This window comes from Verrucosispora sp. CNZ293 (genome assembly GCF_002754655.1).
The window spans coordinates 658,066-675,341 of sequence record NZ_PEFR01000001.1; the positions used below are offsets into that span (position 1 = coordinate 658,066).

At 67.2% G+C, this 17,276-nt stretch carries 21 protein-coding genes and 4 pseudogenes; 17 read left to right on the forward strand and 8 right to left on the reverse strand.

All coding sequences use genetic code 11. The annotated features are described in order from the left end of the window. Nucleotides 1-36: 36 nt before the first annotated feature. The 4 genes from CLT74_RS03030 to CLT74_RS03040 all read left to right on the forward strand — a co-directional run bounded on the left by CLT74_RS03030 (nucleotide 37) and on the right by CLT74_RS03040 (nucleotide 2,994). Nucleotides 37-864, forward strand: coding sequence for an alpha/beta fold hydrolase (locus CLT74_RS03030; RefSeq protein ID WP_158240194.1), 828 nt, complete (start codon nucleotides 37-39; stop codon nucleotides 862-864). A gap of 81 nt (nucleotides 865-945) precedes the next feature. Beyond that, nucleotides 946-1,494 carry a site-specific integrase gene (locus CLT74_RS30650; RefSeq protein WP_486581943.1) on the forward strand — a complete coding sequence of 183 codons (549 nt, stop codon included), beginning with the start codon at nucleotides 946-948 and terminating at the stop codon, nucleotides 1,492-1,494. Then, nucleotides 1,385-1,864, forward strand: a complete 480-nt coding sequence (locus tag CLT74_RS30655) for a tyrosine-type recombinase/integrase (RefSeq protein ID WP_486582692.1) — start codon at nucleotides 1,385-1,387, stop codon at nucleotides 1,862-1,864. Before CLT74_RS30650 ends, CLT74_RS30655 begins: the two co-directional genes overlap by 110 nt. 203 nt (nucleotides 1,865-2,067) lie before the next feature. Further along, nucleotides 2,068-2,994 carry a class I SAM-dependent methyltransferase gene (locus CLT74_RS03040; protein ID WP_099851175.1) on the forward strand — a complete coding sequence of 309 codons (927 nt, stop codon included), beginning with the start codon at nucleotides 2,068-2,070 and terminating at the stop codon, nucleotides 2,992-2,994. A gap of 382 nt (nucleotides 2,995-3,376) precedes the next feature. Here the strand turns inward: CLT74_RS03040 and CLT74_RS03045 are convergent, their stop codons facing one another. Continuing rightward, nucleotides 3,377-3,583, reverse strand: a complete 207-nt coding sequence (locus tag CLT74_RS03045) for a hypothetical protein (protein ID WP_099845180.1) — start codon at nucleotides 3,581-3,583, stop codon at nucleotides 3,377-3,379. 348 nt (nucleotides 3,584-3,931) lie between these two features. After that, nucleotides 3,932-4,417 carry a MarR family transcriptional regulator gene (locus CLT74_RS03050; RefSeq protein ID WP_099845181.1) on the reverse strand — a complete coding sequence of 162 codons (486 nt, stop codon included), beginning with the start codon at nucleotides 4,415-4,417 and terminating at the stop codon, nucleotides 3,932-3,934. Nucleotides 4,418-4,502: 85 nt separating this feature from the next. On the opposite strand from CLT74_RS03050, the gene CLT74_RS03055 reads away from it, so the two are divergent. After that, nucleotides 4,503-5,150: a maleylpyruvate isomerase family mycothiol-dependent enzyme gene (locus CLT74_RS03055; RefSeq protein ID WP_099845182.1), complete on the forward strand. Its 648-nt coding sequence runs from the start codon at nucleotides 4,503-4,505 to the stop codon at nucleotides 5,148-5,150. 225 nt (nucleotides 5,151-5,375) lie between these two features. Here CLT74_RS03055 and CLT74_RS03060 read toward each other — a convergent pair whose 3' ends face one another. Continuing rightward, nucleotides 5,376-5,729, reverse strand: coding sequence for a DUF1801 domain-containing protein (locus CLT74_RS03060; protein WP_099845183.1), 354 nt, complete (start codon nucleotides 5,727-5,729; stop codon nucleotides 5,376-5,378). 310 nt (nucleotides 5,730-6,039) lie between these two features. Here CLT74_RS03060 and CLT74_RS31105 point away from each other — a divergent pair, with 310 nt between their 5' ends. Then, nucleotides 6,040-6,918: a hypothetical protein gene (locus CLT74_RS31105; RefSeq protein WP_486581944.1), complete on the forward strand. Its 879-nt coding sequence runs from the start codon at nucleotides 6,040-6,042 to the stop codon at nucleotides 6,916-6,918. Nucleotides 6,919-6,942: 24 nt separating this feature from the next. Continuing rightward, nucleotides 6,943-7,482, forward strand: coding sequence for a YxiG-like protein (locus CLT74_RS03070; protein ID WP_486581945.1), 540 nt, complete (start codon nucleotides 6,943-6,945; stop codon nucleotides 7,480-7,482). Here the strand turns inward: CLT74_RS03070 and CLT74_RS03075 are convergent. Beyond that, complete coding sequence (locus CLT74_RS03075; protein ID WP_486582693.1) at nucleotides 7,416-8,534, reverse strand: hypothetical protein; 1,119 nt, start codon at nucleotides 8,532-8,534, stop codon at nucleotides 7,416-7,418. The genes CLT74_RS03070 and CLT74_RS03075 overlap by 67 nt on opposite strands. Nucleotides 8,535-8,684: 150 nt before the next feature. Between CLT74_RS03075 and CLT74_RS31110 the strand changes: the two genes are divergently transcribed. Then, nucleotides 8,685-9,128 carry a hypothetical protein gene (locus tag CLT74_RS31110; RefSeq protein ID WP_486581946.1) on the forward strand — a complete coding sequence of 148 codons (444 nt, stop codon included), beginning with the start codon at nucleotides 8,685-8,687 and terminating at the stop codon, nucleotides 9,126-9,128. 12 nt (nucleotides 9,129-9,140) lie between these two features. Further along, nucleotides 9,141-9,536: pseudogene (locus tag CLT74_RS31115) on the forward strand (ATP-grasp domain-containing protein); the annotation flags it as partial. A gap of 200 nt (nucleotides 9,537-9,736) precedes the next feature. Here the strand turns inward: CLT74_RS31115 and CLT74_RS03085 are convergent. Then, nucleotides 9,737-10,144 carry a hypothetical protein gene (locus CLT74_RS03085; protein WP_143697049.1) on the reverse strand — a complete coding sequence of 136 codons (408 nt, stop codon included), beginning with the start codon at nucleotides 10,142-10,144 and terminating at the stop codon, nucleotides 9,737-9,739. Between the two features lie 268 nt (nucleotides 10,145-10,412). On the opposite strand from CLT74_RS03085, the gene CLT74_RS03090 reads away from it, so the two are divergent. Continuing rightward, a complete protein-coding gene (locus tag CLT74_RS03090) occupies nucleotides 10,413-10,640 on the forward strand; it encodes a TM2 domain-containing protein (RefSeq protein ID WP_099845185.1) in 228 nt (75 codons plus the stop codon). Between the two features lie 314 nt (nucleotides 10,641-10,954). Beyond that, nucleotides 10,955-11,101: pseudogene (locus CLT74_RS03095) on the forward strand (IS5/IS1182 family transposase); the annotation flags it as partial. An 8-nt stretch (nucleotides 11,102-11,109) separates the two neighbouring features. Here the strand turns inward: CLT74_RS03095 and CLT74_RS03100 are convergent. Then, nucleotides 11,110-11,886, reverse strand: coding sequence for a transposase family protein (locus CLT74_RS03100; RefSeq protein ID WP_099845186.1), 777 nt, complete (start codon nucleotides 11,884-11,886; stop codon nucleotides 11,110-11,112). 119 nt (nucleotides 11,887-12,005) lie between these two features. On the opposite strand from CLT74_RS03100, the pseudogene CLT74_RS03105 reads away from it, so the two are divergent. From CLT74_RS03105 to CLT74_RS03115, 3 genes and pseudogenes are all read left to right on the forward strand, one after another. Continuing rightward, a pseudogene (locus tag CLT74_RS03105) lies at nucleotides 12,006-12,483 on the forward strand (transposase family protein); the annotation flags it as partial. Nucleotides 12,484-12,655: 172 nt separating this feature from the next. Beyond that, nucleotides 12,656-13,213, forward strand: coding sequence for a hypothetical protein (locus CLT74_RS30660; protein WP_199172073.1), 558 nt, complete (start codon nucleotides 12,656-12,658; stop codon nucleotides 13,211-13,213). A gap of 237 nt (nucleotides 13,214-13,450) precedes the next feature. Then, nucleotides 13,451-13,825, forward strand: a complete 375-nt coding sequence (locus CLT74_RS03115; protein ID WP_486581947.1) for a PPOX class F420-dependent oxidoreductase — start codon at nucleotides 13,451-13,453, stop codon at nucleotides 13,823-13,825. Between the two features lie 100 nt (nucleotides 13,826-13,925). Here CLT74_RS03115 and CLT74_RS31120 read toward each other — a convergent pair. Next, nucleotides 13,926-14,057: pseudogene (locus CLT74_RS31120) on the reverse strand (GNAT family N-acetyltransferase); the annotation flags it as partial. Between the two features lie 81 nt (nucleotides 14,058-14,138). On the opposite strand from CLT74_RS31120, the gene CLT74_RS03120 reads away from it, so the two are divergent. Beyond that, nucleotides 14,139-14,969, forward strand: coding sequence for an IS5 family transposase (locus CLT74_RS03120; protein ID WP_199172074.1), 831 nt, complete (start codon nucleotides 14,139-14,141; stop codon nucleotides 14,967-14,969). 214 nt (nucleotides 14,970-15,183) lie between these two features. Here the strand turns inward: CLT74_RS03120 and CLT74_RS03125 are convergent, their stop codons facing one another. Then, nucleotides 15,184-15,762 (reverse strand): dienelactone hydrolase family protein, encoded by a 579-nt coding sequence (locus CLT74_RS03125; RefSeq protein WP_099845187.1) that lies wholly within the window; start codon nucleotides 15,760-15,762, stop codon nucleotides 15,184-15,186. A 65-nt stretch (nucleotides 15,763-15,827) separates the two neighbouring features. On the opposite strand from CLT74_RS03125, the gene CLT74_RS03130 reads away from it, so the two are divergent. Both CLT74_RS03130 and CLT74_RS03135 read left to right on the forward strand, forming a co-directional pair. Continuing rightward, the gene (locus tag CLT74_RS03130) at nucleotides 15,828-16,391 is read left to right on the forward strand and encodes a winged helix-turn-helix domain-containing protein (protein ID WP_099845188.1); all 564 of its coding nucleotides are present in this window, start codon (nucleotides 15,828-15,830) and stop codon (nucleotides 16,389-16,391) included. Between the two features lie 291 nt (nucleotides 16,392-16,682). Further along, the gene (locus CLT74_RS03135; RefSeq protein WP_099845189.1) at nucleotides 16,683-17,066 is read left to right on the forward strand and encodes a VOC family protein; all 384 of its coding nucleotides are present in this window, start codon (nucleotides 16,683-16,685) and stop codon (nucleotides 17,064-17,066) included. The last annotated feature ends 210 nt before the right edge of the window (nucleotides 17,067-17,276 follow it).

Consider the following 17,276-nt stretch of genomic DNA (forward strand, 5'->3'; position numbering starts at 1 on the left):
GCGCGGTTGGTGCTAGCCGGATGGCAGGGTTCTTGCATGTCGGAGGACAAGATCGGTTGGCTAAGTCGGGAGCTGGCGGTGCCGGGGGTGGCGCTGGCCGTGTACGACTCAGGCGGGCCCGGGCAAGTCATCCTCTTTCTGCATGGGCTTGGTGGATACGCGTTGGAGTGCTCTGCCGTCGCTTCGCGCCTGGGCAACGAGCACCGGGTGGTGAGCCTTGACCAGCGTGGTCATGGATCGAGCACCACGCGTCCGGATGACCTCAGTAGGGCGGCGTTCGTCAGCGACGCCGTGGCCGTGATCGAGAACCTAGATGTGGGTCCGGTCATGGTGGTCGGCCAGTCCTTCGGAGCCCACACGGCCCTCCTTCTGGCAGCAAGTCGCCCAGAGCTGGTGTCGGCGCTCATCCTCGTCGAGGGAGGCGTGGGCGGCGGCGGGCAGGAGGCAACCAACGAGGTCATCGACTGGTTCGCATCGTGGCCGACCCCGTTTGCCGACACAACGGCCGCCGCCACGTACTTCGGCGGGGGGAGGGCAGGTGAAGCCTGGGCGGCAGGTCTGGCGCCATCCGCCACGGGACTGGTGCCCCGCTTCGAGCTCGAGGTCCTCCAAGAGGCGATCCATGCAGTCAACGCCGAAGCGCGGTGGGCCGATTGGGCGGCCATCAGCACGCCAACCCTGCTCGTCAAGGGCGAGCGAGGTTTCCTAGAGCAGGCCGAAGCGGACGAGATGCTGGCAACCAACCCCATGGCCGCCATGATCGTCATCGACGGGGCCGGCCACGACGTTCACTTGGACTCTTCCGAACAGCTTGCCGCCGCGATCTCAACATTCGTCGGCGAAATCGAATCCCGCACCACTTGACCGACCGCCGTCCGCAGCAGCACCGGATTTGCCGCTCCGGGTGGGCTGGTGTTCATCGGCGGTGGTGACGCACGGTGATGTATGACTATCTCTCCTGCTTCCGCTTCCCCTGTGGTACTGGCCGATCAACTCGTTGTGCGCGCCGCGGTGTCGGCCTTCCTGGGCCGTTACCGTGGCCAGACTCGCGTGCACACCGAGTCTGACCTGCGCGTTTTCCTGCGCTGGTGCGCCGACCACGGTCTGGACCCGCTGGCTGCGGTGCGGGTGGATATCGAACGGTACGTGCGCTGGCTGCAAGACGTCCGCCGGTACCAGCCCTCGACCGTGTCCCGTCGGCTGTCGGTCGTGGTGGGCTTCTATCGGGTCTGCGTCATCGACGCGATCCTGGAGCACTCGCCGGCCGACTACGTCCGCCGGCCCACGGTGCCGGCCGAGTCACCGACCCTCGGACTGGGGCACCTGCAGTTCGAAGCCCTGATCACCACCCGCCCGAAAGTCCTCGAACCCGAACGACTTCGCCCTGGTCGCGCTCTTGGGTCTGCTCGGGCTGCGGATCTTCGAAGCCTGCGGGTCGAACATCGCCGATCTGGGCGAGGAGCACGGCCACCGGGTCCTGCGCGTACGCGGTAAAGGCGGCAAGGTCGTCCTCGTCCCACTACCACCTGCGGTGGCCCGAGCCATCGACCGGGCAGTCGACGACCGCGCCGCCGGGCCGGTCCTGCGCAACATTCATGGTGGGCGGATGGACCGGCACGCCGCCACCCGCCGACTCAAACACCTCGCCCACACGGCGGGCATCCGGATGCCGAGAATGCACCCCCACATGCTGCGCCACACCTTCGTCACGACCATGCTTGACGCCGGTGTCAGCCTCCGCGACGTGCAGATCGCCGCCCGCCACGCCGACCCGCGCACCACCATGCGCTACGACCGAGCCCGCAAGAACCTCGACCGCCACCCCAACTACATCCTCGCCGCCTACATGGCCTCCGGAACATGACCAGCCGCTCACGGCTCTGCCGATGTGGGTGCACGTGATCTTGATGGCAGGGCCGACGATCGGTACGGCTTCCGCCTGTGCGGTGAATCGGTCATCGCTCGTTACCGTGCGGTGACCAGTCACGTGTCGGCGTAAACCAGAGCAGGGCTGAGCCGTGCGGGAATTGGGTAGTCCGATCCGCACGTCGTCGCTACGGTCGCGTGGTGGCCTACCAGCATCCGCTCGCTTACACCTTGGGGCTCGAGGGCGTGTCGTTGCTGCGTGCCTTCGCCGGCGATTACGACCAGGACTTCGTCGAAGCGCGGATCAGCGAGGTCCGGCGCCTTCTGGACAGCCCTGCACTGGACGGTGCCGGAGTCACCGCGGCTCAGGTCGACACCCTGAACGGCTACAAAGTGTGGTCCGCGACCTATGATCAGCCAGGTAATGGGTTGTTCGCTGTCGAAGAACCCGTCGTGCACGAGATCCTCGGCGCTCTGCCTCTGGGCGTGGCCTTGGACGCGGCTTGCGGCACCGGCAGGTACACCGGGTACCTGGCCGAGCAGGGCCACCACGTCATCGGCGTCGACAGTTCCCCGGACATGCTCGCTCACGCTCGTATCCGCGTTCCGAACGCGGACTTGCGGCAGGGCGACCTGCGCAATCTCCCCCTGCCCAACGACCATGTAGACGTCGTCGTGTGTGCTCTGGCGCTGACTCACCTTCCGGATGTCGGGCCGGCGATCACCGAGTTTGCCCGAGTCCTGCGTCCTGGCGGCCATCTGGTGATCACGGACGTGCACCAGGAACTCGTGGCGTTGGGCTCAGTGCCGCGCGTTCGTGCTGCCGACGGTGATCCTGGGCTACTTCCGGCTTTCCGACATCGGGCTAGTGACTATCTCCGCGTTGCCTTGCCGTTGGGCCTGCAGGTACGGCGTTGCGAGGAACCTCGGATGTTCGGCGATGCCAGCGGGAACATGCCCGCGGAAATCGTGACGGGACCGTGGGACGCATGGCCTTGGTCGCTGCTGGGCATCGTCCCGGCGGCATTCGGCGCCGCCTGGGACGGAACACCGAGTCAGATTATCTGGCACTTCCAACTGGCGACAAGCGCAACCACGGCTGCTGCCCCTCCTTCCACTATGCGCTGAGCTAGTCCTGACACCGTTCCTATCGATGTTGTTGGACGAGGCCCGATCCGAGACCGAGTGGCCGATCAGACCGTATCGAGCGGCAACGGCGCCATTGCCGAACTCTCGCCGCCCCCGATCTGACTCGTTCCGGCCCGCCGACCGCATGATCACGTGCGCGGATTTGCCGCGCGTCGCGCGCTGCCCGACGGTCACGGTCCCTTTGGAGGCCGCAGGCTCCTGCCGAGTCGAGTCTGCTGTTGCAAACAGCGCCGGAACTGGCCGTGCCCTCAGCGTCACCCGAGTGGCTCGCCCTCACCGTCCTGCAACGAACCTGCGGCTGCGGCTGGACGCCGGTAGCGGCCACAGCTGCTGAACACGGCCGTGACCAGGAGGTCCGAAGTCAGCCGCTTCGACGGTTGCCGTACTGGCGAGGGCTCTGCACCGTGCCGGAACGGCCGTGGGCGCGGCTCGCCGTACCCCCGATGGGGTTGGCGGTGGCCTTGCCCTTGGACCGGCGTGCCGCCCGGTTCTCGAAGGGCTGTGGCTGCTCCTCGGTTCCCGCTTCGGCGTCAGCGGTGGGATCGGCGTCGCTTGTGGCGTCGGTCATCGGTGTCTCCTCATGCTGTTCAGGACTGGGCTGTTCGCTGCGGATCTGGAAGCGTGGCCGCCGCGATACGCAGACGGTAGCGCGCAGGCCGACCCGAGTCGGGACCGACTGCCCGGGTAAACCATCCGGTCACGCCAGAGCCCTCGCCAGGGTGATCCAACCACGACACCGTCCGACCACCCCGATTTGCCGCCGGTCGTGCGCGCTGGTGCCGGCACCTTCGGTAGCCGCCGTCTTAGGGCGTGGACAGCTGGGAGGGCGCGGACGTGCCGATGAGCGGATAAGTGATCACGGAAGCTGCAAGGGCAGGGACCCGGCAATGCATCCCGCCTTCCTGGCCTACGGTTGTCAACCGTTGGGTCCGCCCTCAGGTTCCTGTCGCTGCGGGGCTTCGGGCGGGTGTAGGTGCGGGTCGGCGTTAGAGGCCAGGTCCCACAGTGCCACACGGAGCGCCCGCATTCGTCGAACGCCCAGGACGGCCTGCCAGTCGGCCTCGATCCGCGCTTCCTCGGCGATGGCGACGGGTAACACGGCGCGGCCGCGTGCTGTCAGCTGGATCAGTCGTGCTCGCCCGTCGGAGGGATCTGGCACCCGCTCCACGTAGCCGGCCGCCTCGAGGCCGTTGACCAGGGCGAGGGCGGTCTGTTTCGGGATCCGGGCGCGGTCGGCGAGGACGACCAGCCTGGTGCCGTCCAGGTCGATGCCCGCCAATAGCCGGGCCTGCGCCCTGGTGATGTCGGCGTAGCCGGCCCCGGCGAGCGCGGCGACGATGCGGTCCTCAGCCGACCGGAAGCCGATGAACATCAGCCAGCCGGACGGGATCTCACGTTCCATCACAGGCCTTCCAGGTAGTCCCGATCAGGACGAGATTTTAGTACCATAATCGTACTAGATTCGGTCGGATGAAGGGATCGACCCCATGGACGACACCGAGGTCTGGTCGGCCGTCGACCGGCGACGCCGCGCTATCGTCGATCTCTTGACGGGTCTGGCACCGAAGGAGTGGGACACCCCTTCGCTGTGCGAGGGGTGGACGGTCAGACACGTCGCGGCGCACCTGACGATGCCGCTGCTGAGCATGCCGCAGCTGGCACTACTCGCCATCCGGCATCCAGGCGGGACCAACCGCCTCATCCGGGAGGGCTCGATTGACCTCGCCCGACGCCACGACTCCGGGCAGCTGCTGCACAGGCTCGACCTGCTGGTCGGACGACACCGCGCGTTTCCCGGCCTGACCTGCCGCGAGTCGCTCATCGACGCCGTCGGCCACACCTTCGACATGACCATCCCGCTGGGCCGCGAGATCCGCGTCCCCGCCGCCGAGGTGGCCGAAGCGGCCAACAGGGTGATTTCCTACCGCGGCCGCGGGAACGCGAAAGTCTTCCGCTCGCTGCCGCTGGCGACGCTCCGGCTCACCGCAACCGACCACGCCTGGTCCACCGGAAACGGCGCCCAGGTGACAGGCACCATGACCGACCTGTTCCTCCTGCTCACCGGACGCACCGTGCGGATCGGGCACCTGCACGGCCCCGGCGCGGACGAACTACGTCAGGCCGTCACCACCTGATCCCGTGCCCGCCGCCAGACATCCGCCACATCGCGCCGACACCCATCGAACGACCCCGCCCCTCCCGAAGGGCGACCATGCTGCCGACCGTCCGCTACGCAGCGTCACGACAACCGGGTCACGCCGACGCCCGGTCGTGCCGAGGTGAGCGCACATGCCGTTGCCTCGGCCCGCCCCGGGACGAGGTACGGTCCACCCTCATCCCGGGACGGGGGGAGCAGACGATCAGTCGACCACGGAGCGGACGATCTCGGCGATGCGCCTCTCAGTGACGGCATCCACCGTCTCGAAGTACCACGCGGCCGGCATCAGCCCCCCGTCCGCGCCGCCTGCCGCGCGGAAGGCTGCCTTCTCGGTGATCGCGAGGTTCAATCGTTCGTCCATGCGCAGCGTGACGAGCGCGGGTGTGCTCGCCGACTTCGCGTAGGCGGGCATGCCGTACCAGATGCGCGGCTTCAGGGTTGGGGCCGCGGCCATGATGATGTCGTGCACCCGCTGCATCGTCGAACGGATCGGCTCGTCCATCTTCGAGATCCTGTTGGCCACCTGCGTCAGGTTCTTCTCGTCCTTCGACGACATGTCATGTCCTTTCGTCTGCCGATGTCGGGCACCGGCGGTATGAAGTCGGCGCAACAGTGCGCCGCACCCCACCCGGACATGTCCTGAGCTGCTCAGGTCTCTCCGCGATGATTCACGTGGTCTGTCACGTGGAAGCGCAGTCAGTGGCGGACCACCGCAGTCAGGCTAACGGATCCGCCGCGGCGTGGTCGTCCGGATCTGCCACGTATAACGCGCGTTTCGCGGGGCAGCACATGTGTCGCTGGACCTCAGGGCCGCGGGTGTCCCAGTGGACTCGGATGTTCTCGTCGATCATGGCAGGATCGCGGACATGTCCGAACCGGGGAGTCTGGTGCCGTTCCGGTGGGACCTTGTCTCGCCGGACGAACTTGGTTCGCTGTTGGCCGGCACGAGCACGCCGGATCTGTGGTTCCTCGATGACCTGACTGCTTGCGCTGGAAGAGTGCTGGCCCGCAGCGGCAACGGTGATCTGGTCTTCGTCGGCAGGTCCCTGGACTCGATGTTCGACCTGTTCAGCGGTGCTCTCGACAGCGAAAGTGAACGTCTGTTGTGGCGGCTGCCGCTGTCTTTCCAGCGCTCGGCCATCGGCGCCGGGCGCCAGTGGCGGCGACGGGCCTTGACATCAGCCGAGCGTGTCCGGGCCCGGGAGATCCTCACGGGCATACAGGTGACGCCGCGCAACCTGGCGCGGCGGCGCCGGCCGGTGACGTTCGTGGATGTGGTCGACGGCGGAAACACCTTTGCCGACCTGTTCGACCTGCTGCGGGACTGGATCGACGAGCGACGCGAACCGTGGCCGGTGATCCGGCGCAAGCTGCGGTTCGTGGGTGTGACCGTCCGGTCCGAGACCAGTCCGAACACCTATCGCTGGCAGCAGGAAGCCGCCTGGACGCGGCAACTGCCGGCGCAAGCGGTGGTCAACGTGTCGCTCGACGGCACCGTCTGGTCGTACTTCGGCGACCACCAGACCAAGTTGACCCGCTCGTGGCGGCCGGACCGCTGGCTGGCCGAGGTCGACGGTCCCGGCCGTGACGAACGCACCCGGCAAGCTCTTGCGGAGGCCGCGGCGTTGGTGGCCTACGGCCGTTCCCGGTCCGGCCGGCACGCCCTGGCCCGCGCGATCGGTCGGGAGCCGGCCCTCGCGCAGTCCTGGCTACGTACCCTCGTCACCGACCTCAACGCCGGATGAGTGTTCCCGCCGGCGTGCCGGTGGGTGCACGATCTGGTGGTGGACGAAGCCGGCATCCAGAACGCGTTCGACGAAGTGTTCGACCAAGCCATCGTGTTCCACGGCTTCGCCGATCACGTGCGCGACGATGACATCTTCATCTCCACCACCGCCGACCCGCGTACCGGAATCGCCTCCCACCATCTGCGGTACCGGTTCACGTACTGCGTCCAAGCCACGGCGGTATCCGCCGTCCCTCCGCAGGTGTGGCGCGAGTCGCTCGACGACCGGCTCATCGACAACGACCAGGGCCGCGACCTCGACGGACACGTATGGGGCGTGAGCTGGCAGAACCTGTATCCGGGAATAGGGCTTGTGACGGAGTCGCCTGACGTCGACCACTGGTCTCGCTCCATCGGCATCCCGTTTCACGAAGCGACCCTCGAGACAAACGGACACAACCTCTCACTCGTCTTCGCCGACCTCGCTTGGGCCGGGGCGGGGGGATGCTGCCGGTATCAGGAGGGGGCTCGGCTCATCTCGGCGTCGATGCGCCGTTGCTCCGCATCGCGGAGCTTCAGGTAGTGCTCGGCCCTGGTCTGGTTACCGATCTTGCTGGCCGCTTCCGTGGCGGCCTGCAACACCACCAGGGGCAACCCGGGAACCTGGCGTGCCTGCCGGTCCGCCTCGGCGAACACCACATCAGCCAACTCGCCGTCTGCGGTACCGGCCAGGAGGAACAGCTCCTCTACGTACATCCGCCCCAGGCCCACCGCCGTCCAGCCGGCCACGCCATCCAGGGCTCGACGGCACGCACGCAGCGCCTCCCAAGCGGCATGGTGGCTGCCGGCCTGACGTTCGAGCTGGGCCAAGGACTGCCACTCCGATGCGGTGTCCCAGGGGTCGTCGGCGAACGCCAGGCTCTCGAGCTGCGCCTGAGCTGCCTCAGCGAAAGCTCCCAGATCGGCCAACTGGTATCGAAGCTGGCTCAGTGTCTGCTTGTCTCGCGGGCGACCGGATGCCCAGCGGTCCAGCCACTGGCGGGCGAGCGCACCGTCACCAATCAGTTTGGCCCGGTGCACCCACCGAAGCGGGTCCTCCGCGGCCGGGTCAGCCGGGAAACGCGACCGCTCGCGCTGCGTCCACTGCGCCACGTCCTCTTCGGACATGTACGGCTGGCCCTCCTCGTCCAGCAGGCGCTCCAGCACATCGTCCCGCTCGGCACGCTCGCTGTCGCGCACAAAACCGACGGTGGCCTGCACCCCGGCAGCAAATAGGTGCTCAGTGTCATAGCCACACCAAGCGTCAAAGTTGGCTCGCTTTATCTCCCAGTGGCGCCACACATCCTCTACTTGTCGATGCTCGGCGAGTAAGAAGCCAGCCAACTCGGTCTCTTCGGTCAACCCCTGGAACGGCGCCTCTCGTCGGGACAACGCCTCCTGCTCGGCCAACCACCGCACCAGCGGGAGATCCTCTGCCCGCCGGTCATACTGCAACGCCCACAACACCGTCGCCCGCCGCGCCGCATGACCGTCGTAGTCATAGCCATCGGCGCCCGTGGCCCGCTCATAGCGCAGCTCCCGCCACATGACCGATGAGCCCCGCATCCGATCCAGCTCACGCCGCGCGTGCTCCATCACCCGTCAAAGATCGCACCACGAGCGGCGCCTTGTCACGCTGACACGAACCACCATCAAGCGATTGCGCTCTCTCGCCGCTCCCCGCGTACCGTGATGCGGCCGGAATATGGCGTGGAGGTTGCTGGCCGGGTCGGGCACGATACGGGCGTGATGCTGCTGGTTCCCGCGGATCCACTGCGACCGCGCCGTCCCGACGAGCACTTCAAGGCGGAGGCGGTCGCCGCTGGTGAGGCCGGGCTCGACATGGCGGTGGTCGACCACGACGCGCTGACCAGGCCGGGGCGTGTGGATCAGGCGGTGGCGTTGGTGCCCGCCGGCGGTGAGGCGGTCTACCGCGGCTGGATGCTGCGCAGCGAACAGTACGCGGCCTTCGCTGAGGCGCTGTCCCGACGCGGCGTGACACTGCGAACCTCGCCCGAGCAGTACCGGCGCGGCCACGAGCTGCCCGGCTGGTACGCCGCGCTGGCGGCACAGACCCCTACGTCGGTGTGGACCAGGGGCGACCTGCGCGCCGATTTCGATCGGGTACGCGTCGAGTTGGGCACCGGTCCGGCCGTCCTACGTGACTACACCAAGTCGATGAAGCACTAGTGGCACGAGGCGGCGTTCATCCCCGACCTCGCCGATAGCGAGACGGCCTGGAAGGTGGCAAGCCGCCTGCGGCACCTGCGGGAAGACGACTTCGTCGGCGGGTTCGTCCTCCGCCGCTATGAGCGGTTCACCTCCGTCGAGGCGCGTACCTGGTGGGTCAACGGCGTTTGCGCCCTGGTCAGCGCCCATCCGGACACCCCGAACGACGTCCCACCCCACAACCTGGACCTGAACGCGGTCACACCGGTCATCGCCGCACTCGGCCTGCCGTTCATCACGGTCGACCTCGCCCTGCGCGCCGACGGAGTCTGGCGGATCATCGAGATCGGCGACGGCCAGGTCAGCGACCGCCCAACCACCACCGAGCCCAGCACACTGATCACCGCACTGCTCGCCGGCACCTTCTGACTGTCGAATATAAATCCCCTAGCGGGACATCCTGATCTGCCGCGTGCGACCGGCGCTCTGCGTCACAGCGAACTCAGCCGGCTCCGTCCTGCCACCGACCAAGAGCTGCTCCACCGCGCAAGACGACCGTGGTGACCCTGCGTCCGATCGTGCCGCGAGCGGACGCCACTCGAGGTTGGTGCGGGCTGGATTCGTGGGCATCAGCTCCCACGGAAAATCTGTTCCCGGTGCTGCTGGAAGCCGTGCCAGCCGGCGGTTTGAGTGAGATCACCGGTCAGGAATTCGCCGGTGGAGATGTCGAGCGCGCGGCCACCAACCGACGCGGCTATCCGCGCGACAACGGCCAGAACGTCGTCGCCGCCGCCACGCACGTGCAACATGATCGAATCTACGGGATCGTCCGACCCGATGTTGAGTTCGATGCTCCAACTCGGGCCGACCAGGCGCCCCCACGCGGGATCCGAGAGGTCGAGGTCCCCGAGGTTTCCACGTAACCGCTGTCTGACATCCGGCCCTGTGCCCAAGGGCGGCGGATTGAAGTCCTGCGGTAGCTGGTCAACCGACCTGGTGTGGGCCGGAGCGACGAAGATGAGAATGTCCCAACTCACAGCGTCCTCCGGCGTGCTCAAGCAACCTGGGCAGCCTACTCGTGGCCGTTGCACGACGGGCCGCATGCCATCCGCTTCTGACCGCAGACCGGGCGCCACAGCCCGTGGGACCCCCATTCATGCCGTAACGGGCCGGCGCCTCAAGCGCCGGTCCAGGCATCGATGGTGCACGAATTCGGCAGGCATCATAGTCTTTCCTGATTCACTCGGCCCGGACCTAAGACCGGCCTGTTGACAGGCCCGGAAAACCTACCGATCAGGAGGCACAGTGACCCACCCGGCACAGCCGAAGTCTCTCGCCGTCGCGTACCTGCTGTTGTTCTTCCTCGGTGTTCTCGGCGCCCACTACTTCTACCTCGGCGTAACCAGGCGCGCGATCGTCTACCTTCTGACGCTCGGCTGCCTCGGCTTCGGCGTGTTGATCGACCTCTTCACATTGCCCGGCGAAGTCCGGCGCACCAATCAGCTGATCATGTCCGGAGTACCGCACCAGTAGAAGCTCGGCGGACCGCCGACCCGCCTCGTTCGGGCAGCCGCAACCTGACCCACGTGATACACCGGCACCAGCCCTCCGCTCAGGACAGACGCGACAACCTGCGGGCACGCTGCCAACCAATCGCCACCTGTTGATTCATACTTGGAGCGGTCTGGAAGGCAGGCCAAATCACACCCTCCACACCCAACTCGATGTCAAGAAGCACGCGAATCACGACGCTGGCCCGTTCAACAAAGACCTATTCCCGAGACTGGAATTTCCCGCTCCTACGGGTTGGCTGCTCCCCTCGATACGTGCTGCGGGGCCGGGGCTGTCTCGCCTCCGGCTTCGGTATCGGTGTCGCCACCGCCTGGCGCCACGTCGGCGAGGCAATCACGTTGCTGGCCGCGACCGCCGACGACCTCAGCGTGGCCATGACCCGGATCCGCCGTCTGGCGTACGCGATCTGCGACGGCACGTTGAGCCATTTTCATCGTGAGTAGCGGGCGTCTTCGGCGGCTTGGAGCACGAGGATGGCCTGGACGATCGGGGTGGCTCGGCGGGGGCAGCAGCGGAGCTTCGTCAGGATTTTCCAGGTCTTGAGGGTGGCCACGGCGCGTTCGCCGAGGGCTCGGATCTTGGCGTGGTGCCGGTTCACGGACTTCTGCCGGCGGGACAGGCGGGTGCGGCGGCGTTTGAACGGGGTCCAGATGGTGCCGCGGGCGCCTTGATAGCCCTTGTCCGCGAAGGTCAGCACGTTCGCGCTGGTCAGCGCGTCGATCAGGCCGTGGGTGCGGCCGGCGGTCAGGTCGTGCACCGAGCCGGGCAGCGCGGCCGAGGCCCAGACCAGCCGCCCGGCCGCATCGGCGAGGACCTGCACGTTCACGCCGTGGCGCTTGTGCTTGCCCGAGTAGTAGGGCCGCTGGTCGGCGACTCGGTCGATCGGGATCAGCGTGCCGTCGAGGATCGCGTACGCCAACCGGGCAGCCCGGCGCATGACCGCGGTGAGGTCGTCGGCGCAGCCGGCGAGCAGGTCGACGGCCTCGCGCAGGTAGCGCCACACGGTGGTCACCGACACGGCGAAGCCGGCCGCGAGGCGGGTGAGGGTGTCACCGTTGCGCAGGTGGGCCAGGGCCATCAACGCCTGCTGCTGCGCGGGCAGCCTCCGCCAACGACCGCCAAGCACGCGGCGCCGGTCGCGGATCAGCTCGGTCAGGCGGGTCAGGCTGCGCGTGGACAGCGGGATGCTGGCAGGATAGGTCAGCAACGAAGCTCCCGTACTGGGCGGTCGTTCTTGGTCGACTGCTGTCCTACCGGGAGCTTCGTCCTATCTGGAGCAACGACACGCCGCTGCGTACCTGCTCAGGCCCCTCTGATCACGATGAAAATGGCTCGTTGATCCCGATCGACCGTGTTGCCGACCAAAGCCCCACTACTCCGGCAAGCACAACGGCACGGGACGAATGTGCAGGTCATCGCCGATGCCGCCGGCCGCCTGGTCTGGGCATCTCCAGCACTGCCAGGCTCCGTTCACGACCTGACGGCTGCCCGCACCCACGGCATCATCGACGCCCTGACCAGCCACGACGTGATGACCTTCGCCGATCGCGGGTATCAAGGCGCCGGTGGCAGCGTCCGCACGCCGTTCGAACGCCGCCGCTACCGGCCACGACTGTCACGACGGCAAAAGGCCGTCAACCGCTTCCACGCCCGTATATCCGCGCCCGGGGTGAACGCGCCATCGCCACGCTAAAAAACCTGGAAGCTCCTGACCAAGCTGCGCTGCTGCCCACGCCGAGCAACCCGGATCGTGCAGGCGATCCTCGTCCTACACCACGTCGAAAACCCGACCTACCCCAGTTGAGGAACGCTCAACGTTCGCCAACTCCGTCGCCAGGGCATCTGCCGCCATCGGAGAACCCCAACCTCAACCGCCACTTCGCGGCTGTCCCGGAGGTGGTCGGCTGCGCCGCCGGCCACGCCGAGGACACTCTATTTCCCGCGCCAATTGCCACCGCAGCGACTTGAATAGTGGTGTGCAGGTCAGCAAGGACGGGCGGAGCTGGCGGATCGGCACCGCCGCCGACGTGGAGTGGATCGCCGGTCACACGACTGCCGGCATCTCGATCACCACCGCCATCCCGCCGATCTTCGACGCCTACGCCACCACCCACCAGGCCGGCGGCGTCACCGTCGCCGCCTACGAACACGCCCTGGTCGAAGACCTCATCACACAGAACCCCGACCAGCCCTGGTGGCTGGCCTACCTCGACACCGGCGCCCACGACATCGTCTTTCCCCACGCCCCCAGGGTGTCGCTCTACTGGAACTGGTCCTACCTGCTGGTCGAGGCCGGGCCCGAGCAGGCCCTCACCTGGCGGACCGGTCACATGCGCCACGGCCGCGGATCGCTACCCGACCTGTTCTTCCCCGCCGATCGATCATGGCTGGTCTCCGCACTCTGGGACGACACCTGGACCTGCGTCGGCGGCCCGGAACCGCTGATCAACACCCTCGAACGCGATCCCCTGGCCAACGCCCGCCGGGTCCGACCCGACGAAGACGCGCTGCCACCGGGACTCACCCGCGAGTGACACCCAACGCCTGACCCGGTCGCGCTACCCCAGATGGAAAACGCTCACTCGAATGCCAGCTTCGACCGGCGCGCCCGGGATGAGAACCGTGTCGTATCCCGTGATCATCAGCGCTCCGCTCTGCTACGGATCCATCGGCGGACCGGCTTGCATGTGCCTGCCGACTGGTAAGCAGCCAGACACACGCAGTGACGGTCCGCTTGACCTCAAGCTCGGTTGAGGGTGCACGATCGCCATATGGTGACTTTCAGCGAACGTGAGCTCGAGTATCTCGGCACGCAGCGGCTCGGGCGGCTGGCCACTGTCGCGCCGGATGGCTATCCGCAGAACAACCCCGTCGGGTTCTTCTACAACGCCGACCTGGGCACGATCGACATCGGTGGACACAAGCTCGGGGACAGTCGCAAGTTCGGCAACGTCCGCACCCACCCGAAGGCCACGCTCGTCGTCGACGACATCGCGTCCGTGCAGCCGTGGCACGTGCGCGGGGTGGAGATCCGCGGCGACGTCGAGGCCCTGGTCGACGTCGAGCCGCCGGTGCACGGCATGAGTCGCGAGATCATTCGCATCTACCCGGCCCGCATCCGCTCGTGGGGTCTAGCCAGCGATTGACCCCACCACCCCGAATGTAACCAGGGCGGTCCGCAGATCCCCACGCGAGAAACTCAAGCCGGATCGCGGCTAGATCCTCGCATCCATGTGCCGTCGATCCTCAAGCCGTCGGCACCCAGTAGCGCCGCTTCGCCTCATACCGGTCCTGGAGCACGCCACCGGAGCGCTCGATCACCTTTCGCGACGCCACATTGTCGACATCGCAGGTCAACAACGCGGCAGTGATGCCTAAGAGGGCATCTGATCCGTGTAGTGGTTGATTCATGTTCGGCCGTGGCGTCGATTGCTGCGGTTCGTTGATCACACCGTGGGTGTGAAGCGGCGTGGGTATCGGTCTGATTTGTCGGATAAGCGGTGGGCGTTGATCGAGCCGGTGCTGACCGCGTGGCGGGCGGCGCGGGTGGGGTTGGGCATCAGCCGGCCGGTGCATGACCTGCGGGAGATCGTCAATGCGATCCTGTACGTAGCCCGGACGGGAATCGCGTGGGAGTACCTGCCGCATGACTTCCCGCCAGCGAAGACGGTGTACGACTACTACGCCAAGTGGGAGGCCGACGGGACCACGCAGCAGATCCACGATCTGCTACGGGAGCAGATCCGGACCGTGCGGGATCGTGGTGGCAGCCCTTCAGCGGTGGTCCTGGATTCGCAGAGCGTGAAGACCTCCTGCAACGTCGGCGAGTCCAGTCAGGGCATCGACGCGGCGAAGAAGATCAAGGGGCGTAAGCGGCACATCGCCACCGACACCCTCGGACTGCTCCTGGCCGTGATCGTCACTGCCGCGTCGGTGCAGGACTCCACCGCTGGCCGGCGCCTCCTCGACACGGTTTCCGCCGACCATCCGACAGTGTCCAAGGCGTGGGTCGACGGCGGCTATAACACCTCCGTACGGGCGCACGGCGCCCGACTGGGCATCGACGTGGAGGTGGTGCCCCGCCCGGCAGGGAGGGGCTTTCACGTCCAGCCACGGCGGTGGGTCGTGGAACGAACCTTCGGCTGGCTGATGCAGCACCGACGGCTCGTCCGTGACTACGAGACCCTGCCTCAACGGACCCGGGCGATGATCCATTGGGCCATGGCTAACATAATGAGCCTCCACCTCACCGGAGAATCCACCCCAACCTGGCGAACCGGAACCACCTAATCGGACCAACCTCGCCAAGCGAGATCAGATGCCCTCTAAGGCGTGAAGCCCGCCGCCGCGGACAGCGGTGACCAGCTCGGCGTGGCGCTGGTCCACCTCGACGGCATCGGGGCGCGCGCCCACACGGGATCGGCCTGGCTGCCCAGACCCATCGGCTGTCATGGGCCAGTTTGGAATAGCCGATGTCCGGCTGAGGCTCGGGCCAGCTAGTGGGTCACGCCGGTCTGATGGAGGCGAGGAACGCCCGCACCCGCTCCATGAGCAGCGCGGACGCCTCCGGGTCGTACGCGTCGAGGGAGGAGTCGGCGAAGAGGTGCTGGTCGCCGGCATAGACGAACAGTTCGGCGTTCGCCGTGGAGTCGGCGAGCTGGCGTGCGGCCGGCAGGTCCTCGTCGAAGAATTCGTCGCCCTCCTTGCCGTGGATCTGCACCGGCACGCCCTCGGGCCACGTCTCTCCGAATTCCGCGACCGGGAGGCAGGCGTCTATGAGGAGTGCCCCGCGGGCACCGGGCCGGGTCTGCGCGAGCCGCTGGGCGATCGTCACGCCGAAGGAGAATCCGGCGTAGACGAGCCCGGGGGCGAGTTCGCCGGCTGCGGCGGTGCCGCGCTCCCGGATCGTGTCGAGGCCCAACTCTCGAGCGAATCCGAACCCCTCCTCGATGCTGCCGAAGGTGCGGCCGGCGAACAGGTCCGGGGTGTGCACGGTGTGCCCGGCCTGTCGCAGGCTGTCGGCGAAGCTCCGGACCCCGTCGGTCAGGCCTTGGATGTGGTGGTAGAGCAGCACGTCGGCCACGGCATTGAACCTCTCGCGAACGATCGAGATTTTTGGAACGTTCCATGATGCTAGTTTGTTACGCCATGGCGGACAACCCACCGGACTACGAGCTTGCCGATCGGAAGGCGCTGACCAGACCGGACCAGGTGAAGGCGATCAGTCACCCGCTCCGCACGGTCATCCTGCAGCTCCTCCACGAGCGGGCCGCGACCGTGACCGAGCTCGCGGCCGCAGTTGAGCGCCCCAAGAGCACGGTCGCACACCACGTGGACGTGCTGACCCGGAACGGCCTGCTCCGCGTGGTGCGCACGCGGAAGGTGCGGGCGGTCGAGGAGCGCTTCTACGGCCGCACCGCACGCATGTTCCACGTGGCAGCGGAGCCATCACCCGCCGGCGAACAGATGCCGGGCGACTTCAACGACTTCGAGGTGGCTGCACGCGAGTCCGCGGACGCGTTCGAGCAGGGGAAGCTCTGGGGCTTCATCCGGCATGCGCGCATTTCGGCGGATCAGGCCGCTCAGTTCTGGGACCAGATGGCGGAGCTTGTCGATGCGTTCGACCGGATGCCGAGGTCCGGCGAAACCATGTACGGGTTCGCGATCGGCATCTACCCCACCGACCACCCGACCCTGCCAGCAGCGGAGTGATGCACCTACTCAAGGATCGGGGACGGCCTGATCGCGCACACCCGGTCATGCTGGCTGGTGTCGTCGTCACTGACGATCGACGGGCCGGAGGACCAAGTCAGGGCCCATCGTGTCCAGCTCCACGTCCTCGGCTGGGCGACGTCGGGTATGGCATCCCCTGGCGCATGGCCGTGTGGCGTGCGCGCACCTGGCCGCCGACCGGGCGTCATCCGGGGTGGCAGGCGCCAGCGTGGGGCCAACGCTCGGGTGGTAGCCGATGACAGCGTGTCGTAGCTCGCGTACGTTGGCGCCGTGGCGACTTTCTGGACCCTGGGATGCGATGCCGACGATCCCCAGCGGGTCGCTGCCTTCTGGGCGCTTGCCCTCGGCTATGTCACGGAATCCGGCTTCGACGAGCCCGACAATGCGTCCATTGTCGACCCGGATGGCCGGGGCCCGGCGATCGGCTTCCTCAAGGTGCCCGAGGGCAAGTCCGCCAAGAACCGCATGCACATCGATATCCGAGTGGCCGGTCCGGGCCCCTGGGACATGGCCCAGCGCGCCCGGCTGATCCGGCAGAAGGTGCCCGAGCTGGTTGCCGCCGGCGCGACCGTGGTCCGTGAGGAGTGGTACGGCGACGACCTCGGGCACGTCGTCATGCATGACCCCGAGGGCAACGAGTTCTGCGTCGCTTGATGCCATGGTCGATACCGCGTCTCGGCATCCGATACGCCGCCGTCCGAGTCTGGCGGCCGGGCGATTTTCGCGGCGCCGGTCGGGTTGGCCGAGTGGACGTTGATGACGCCGACGTCAATGATGATGACTGACAGCATCGTGATGCGACATCCGGATTTTGTCGCCGATCGGGCGTCACAGTACGCGACCGAGGACGGCAGAGCCCGGCGC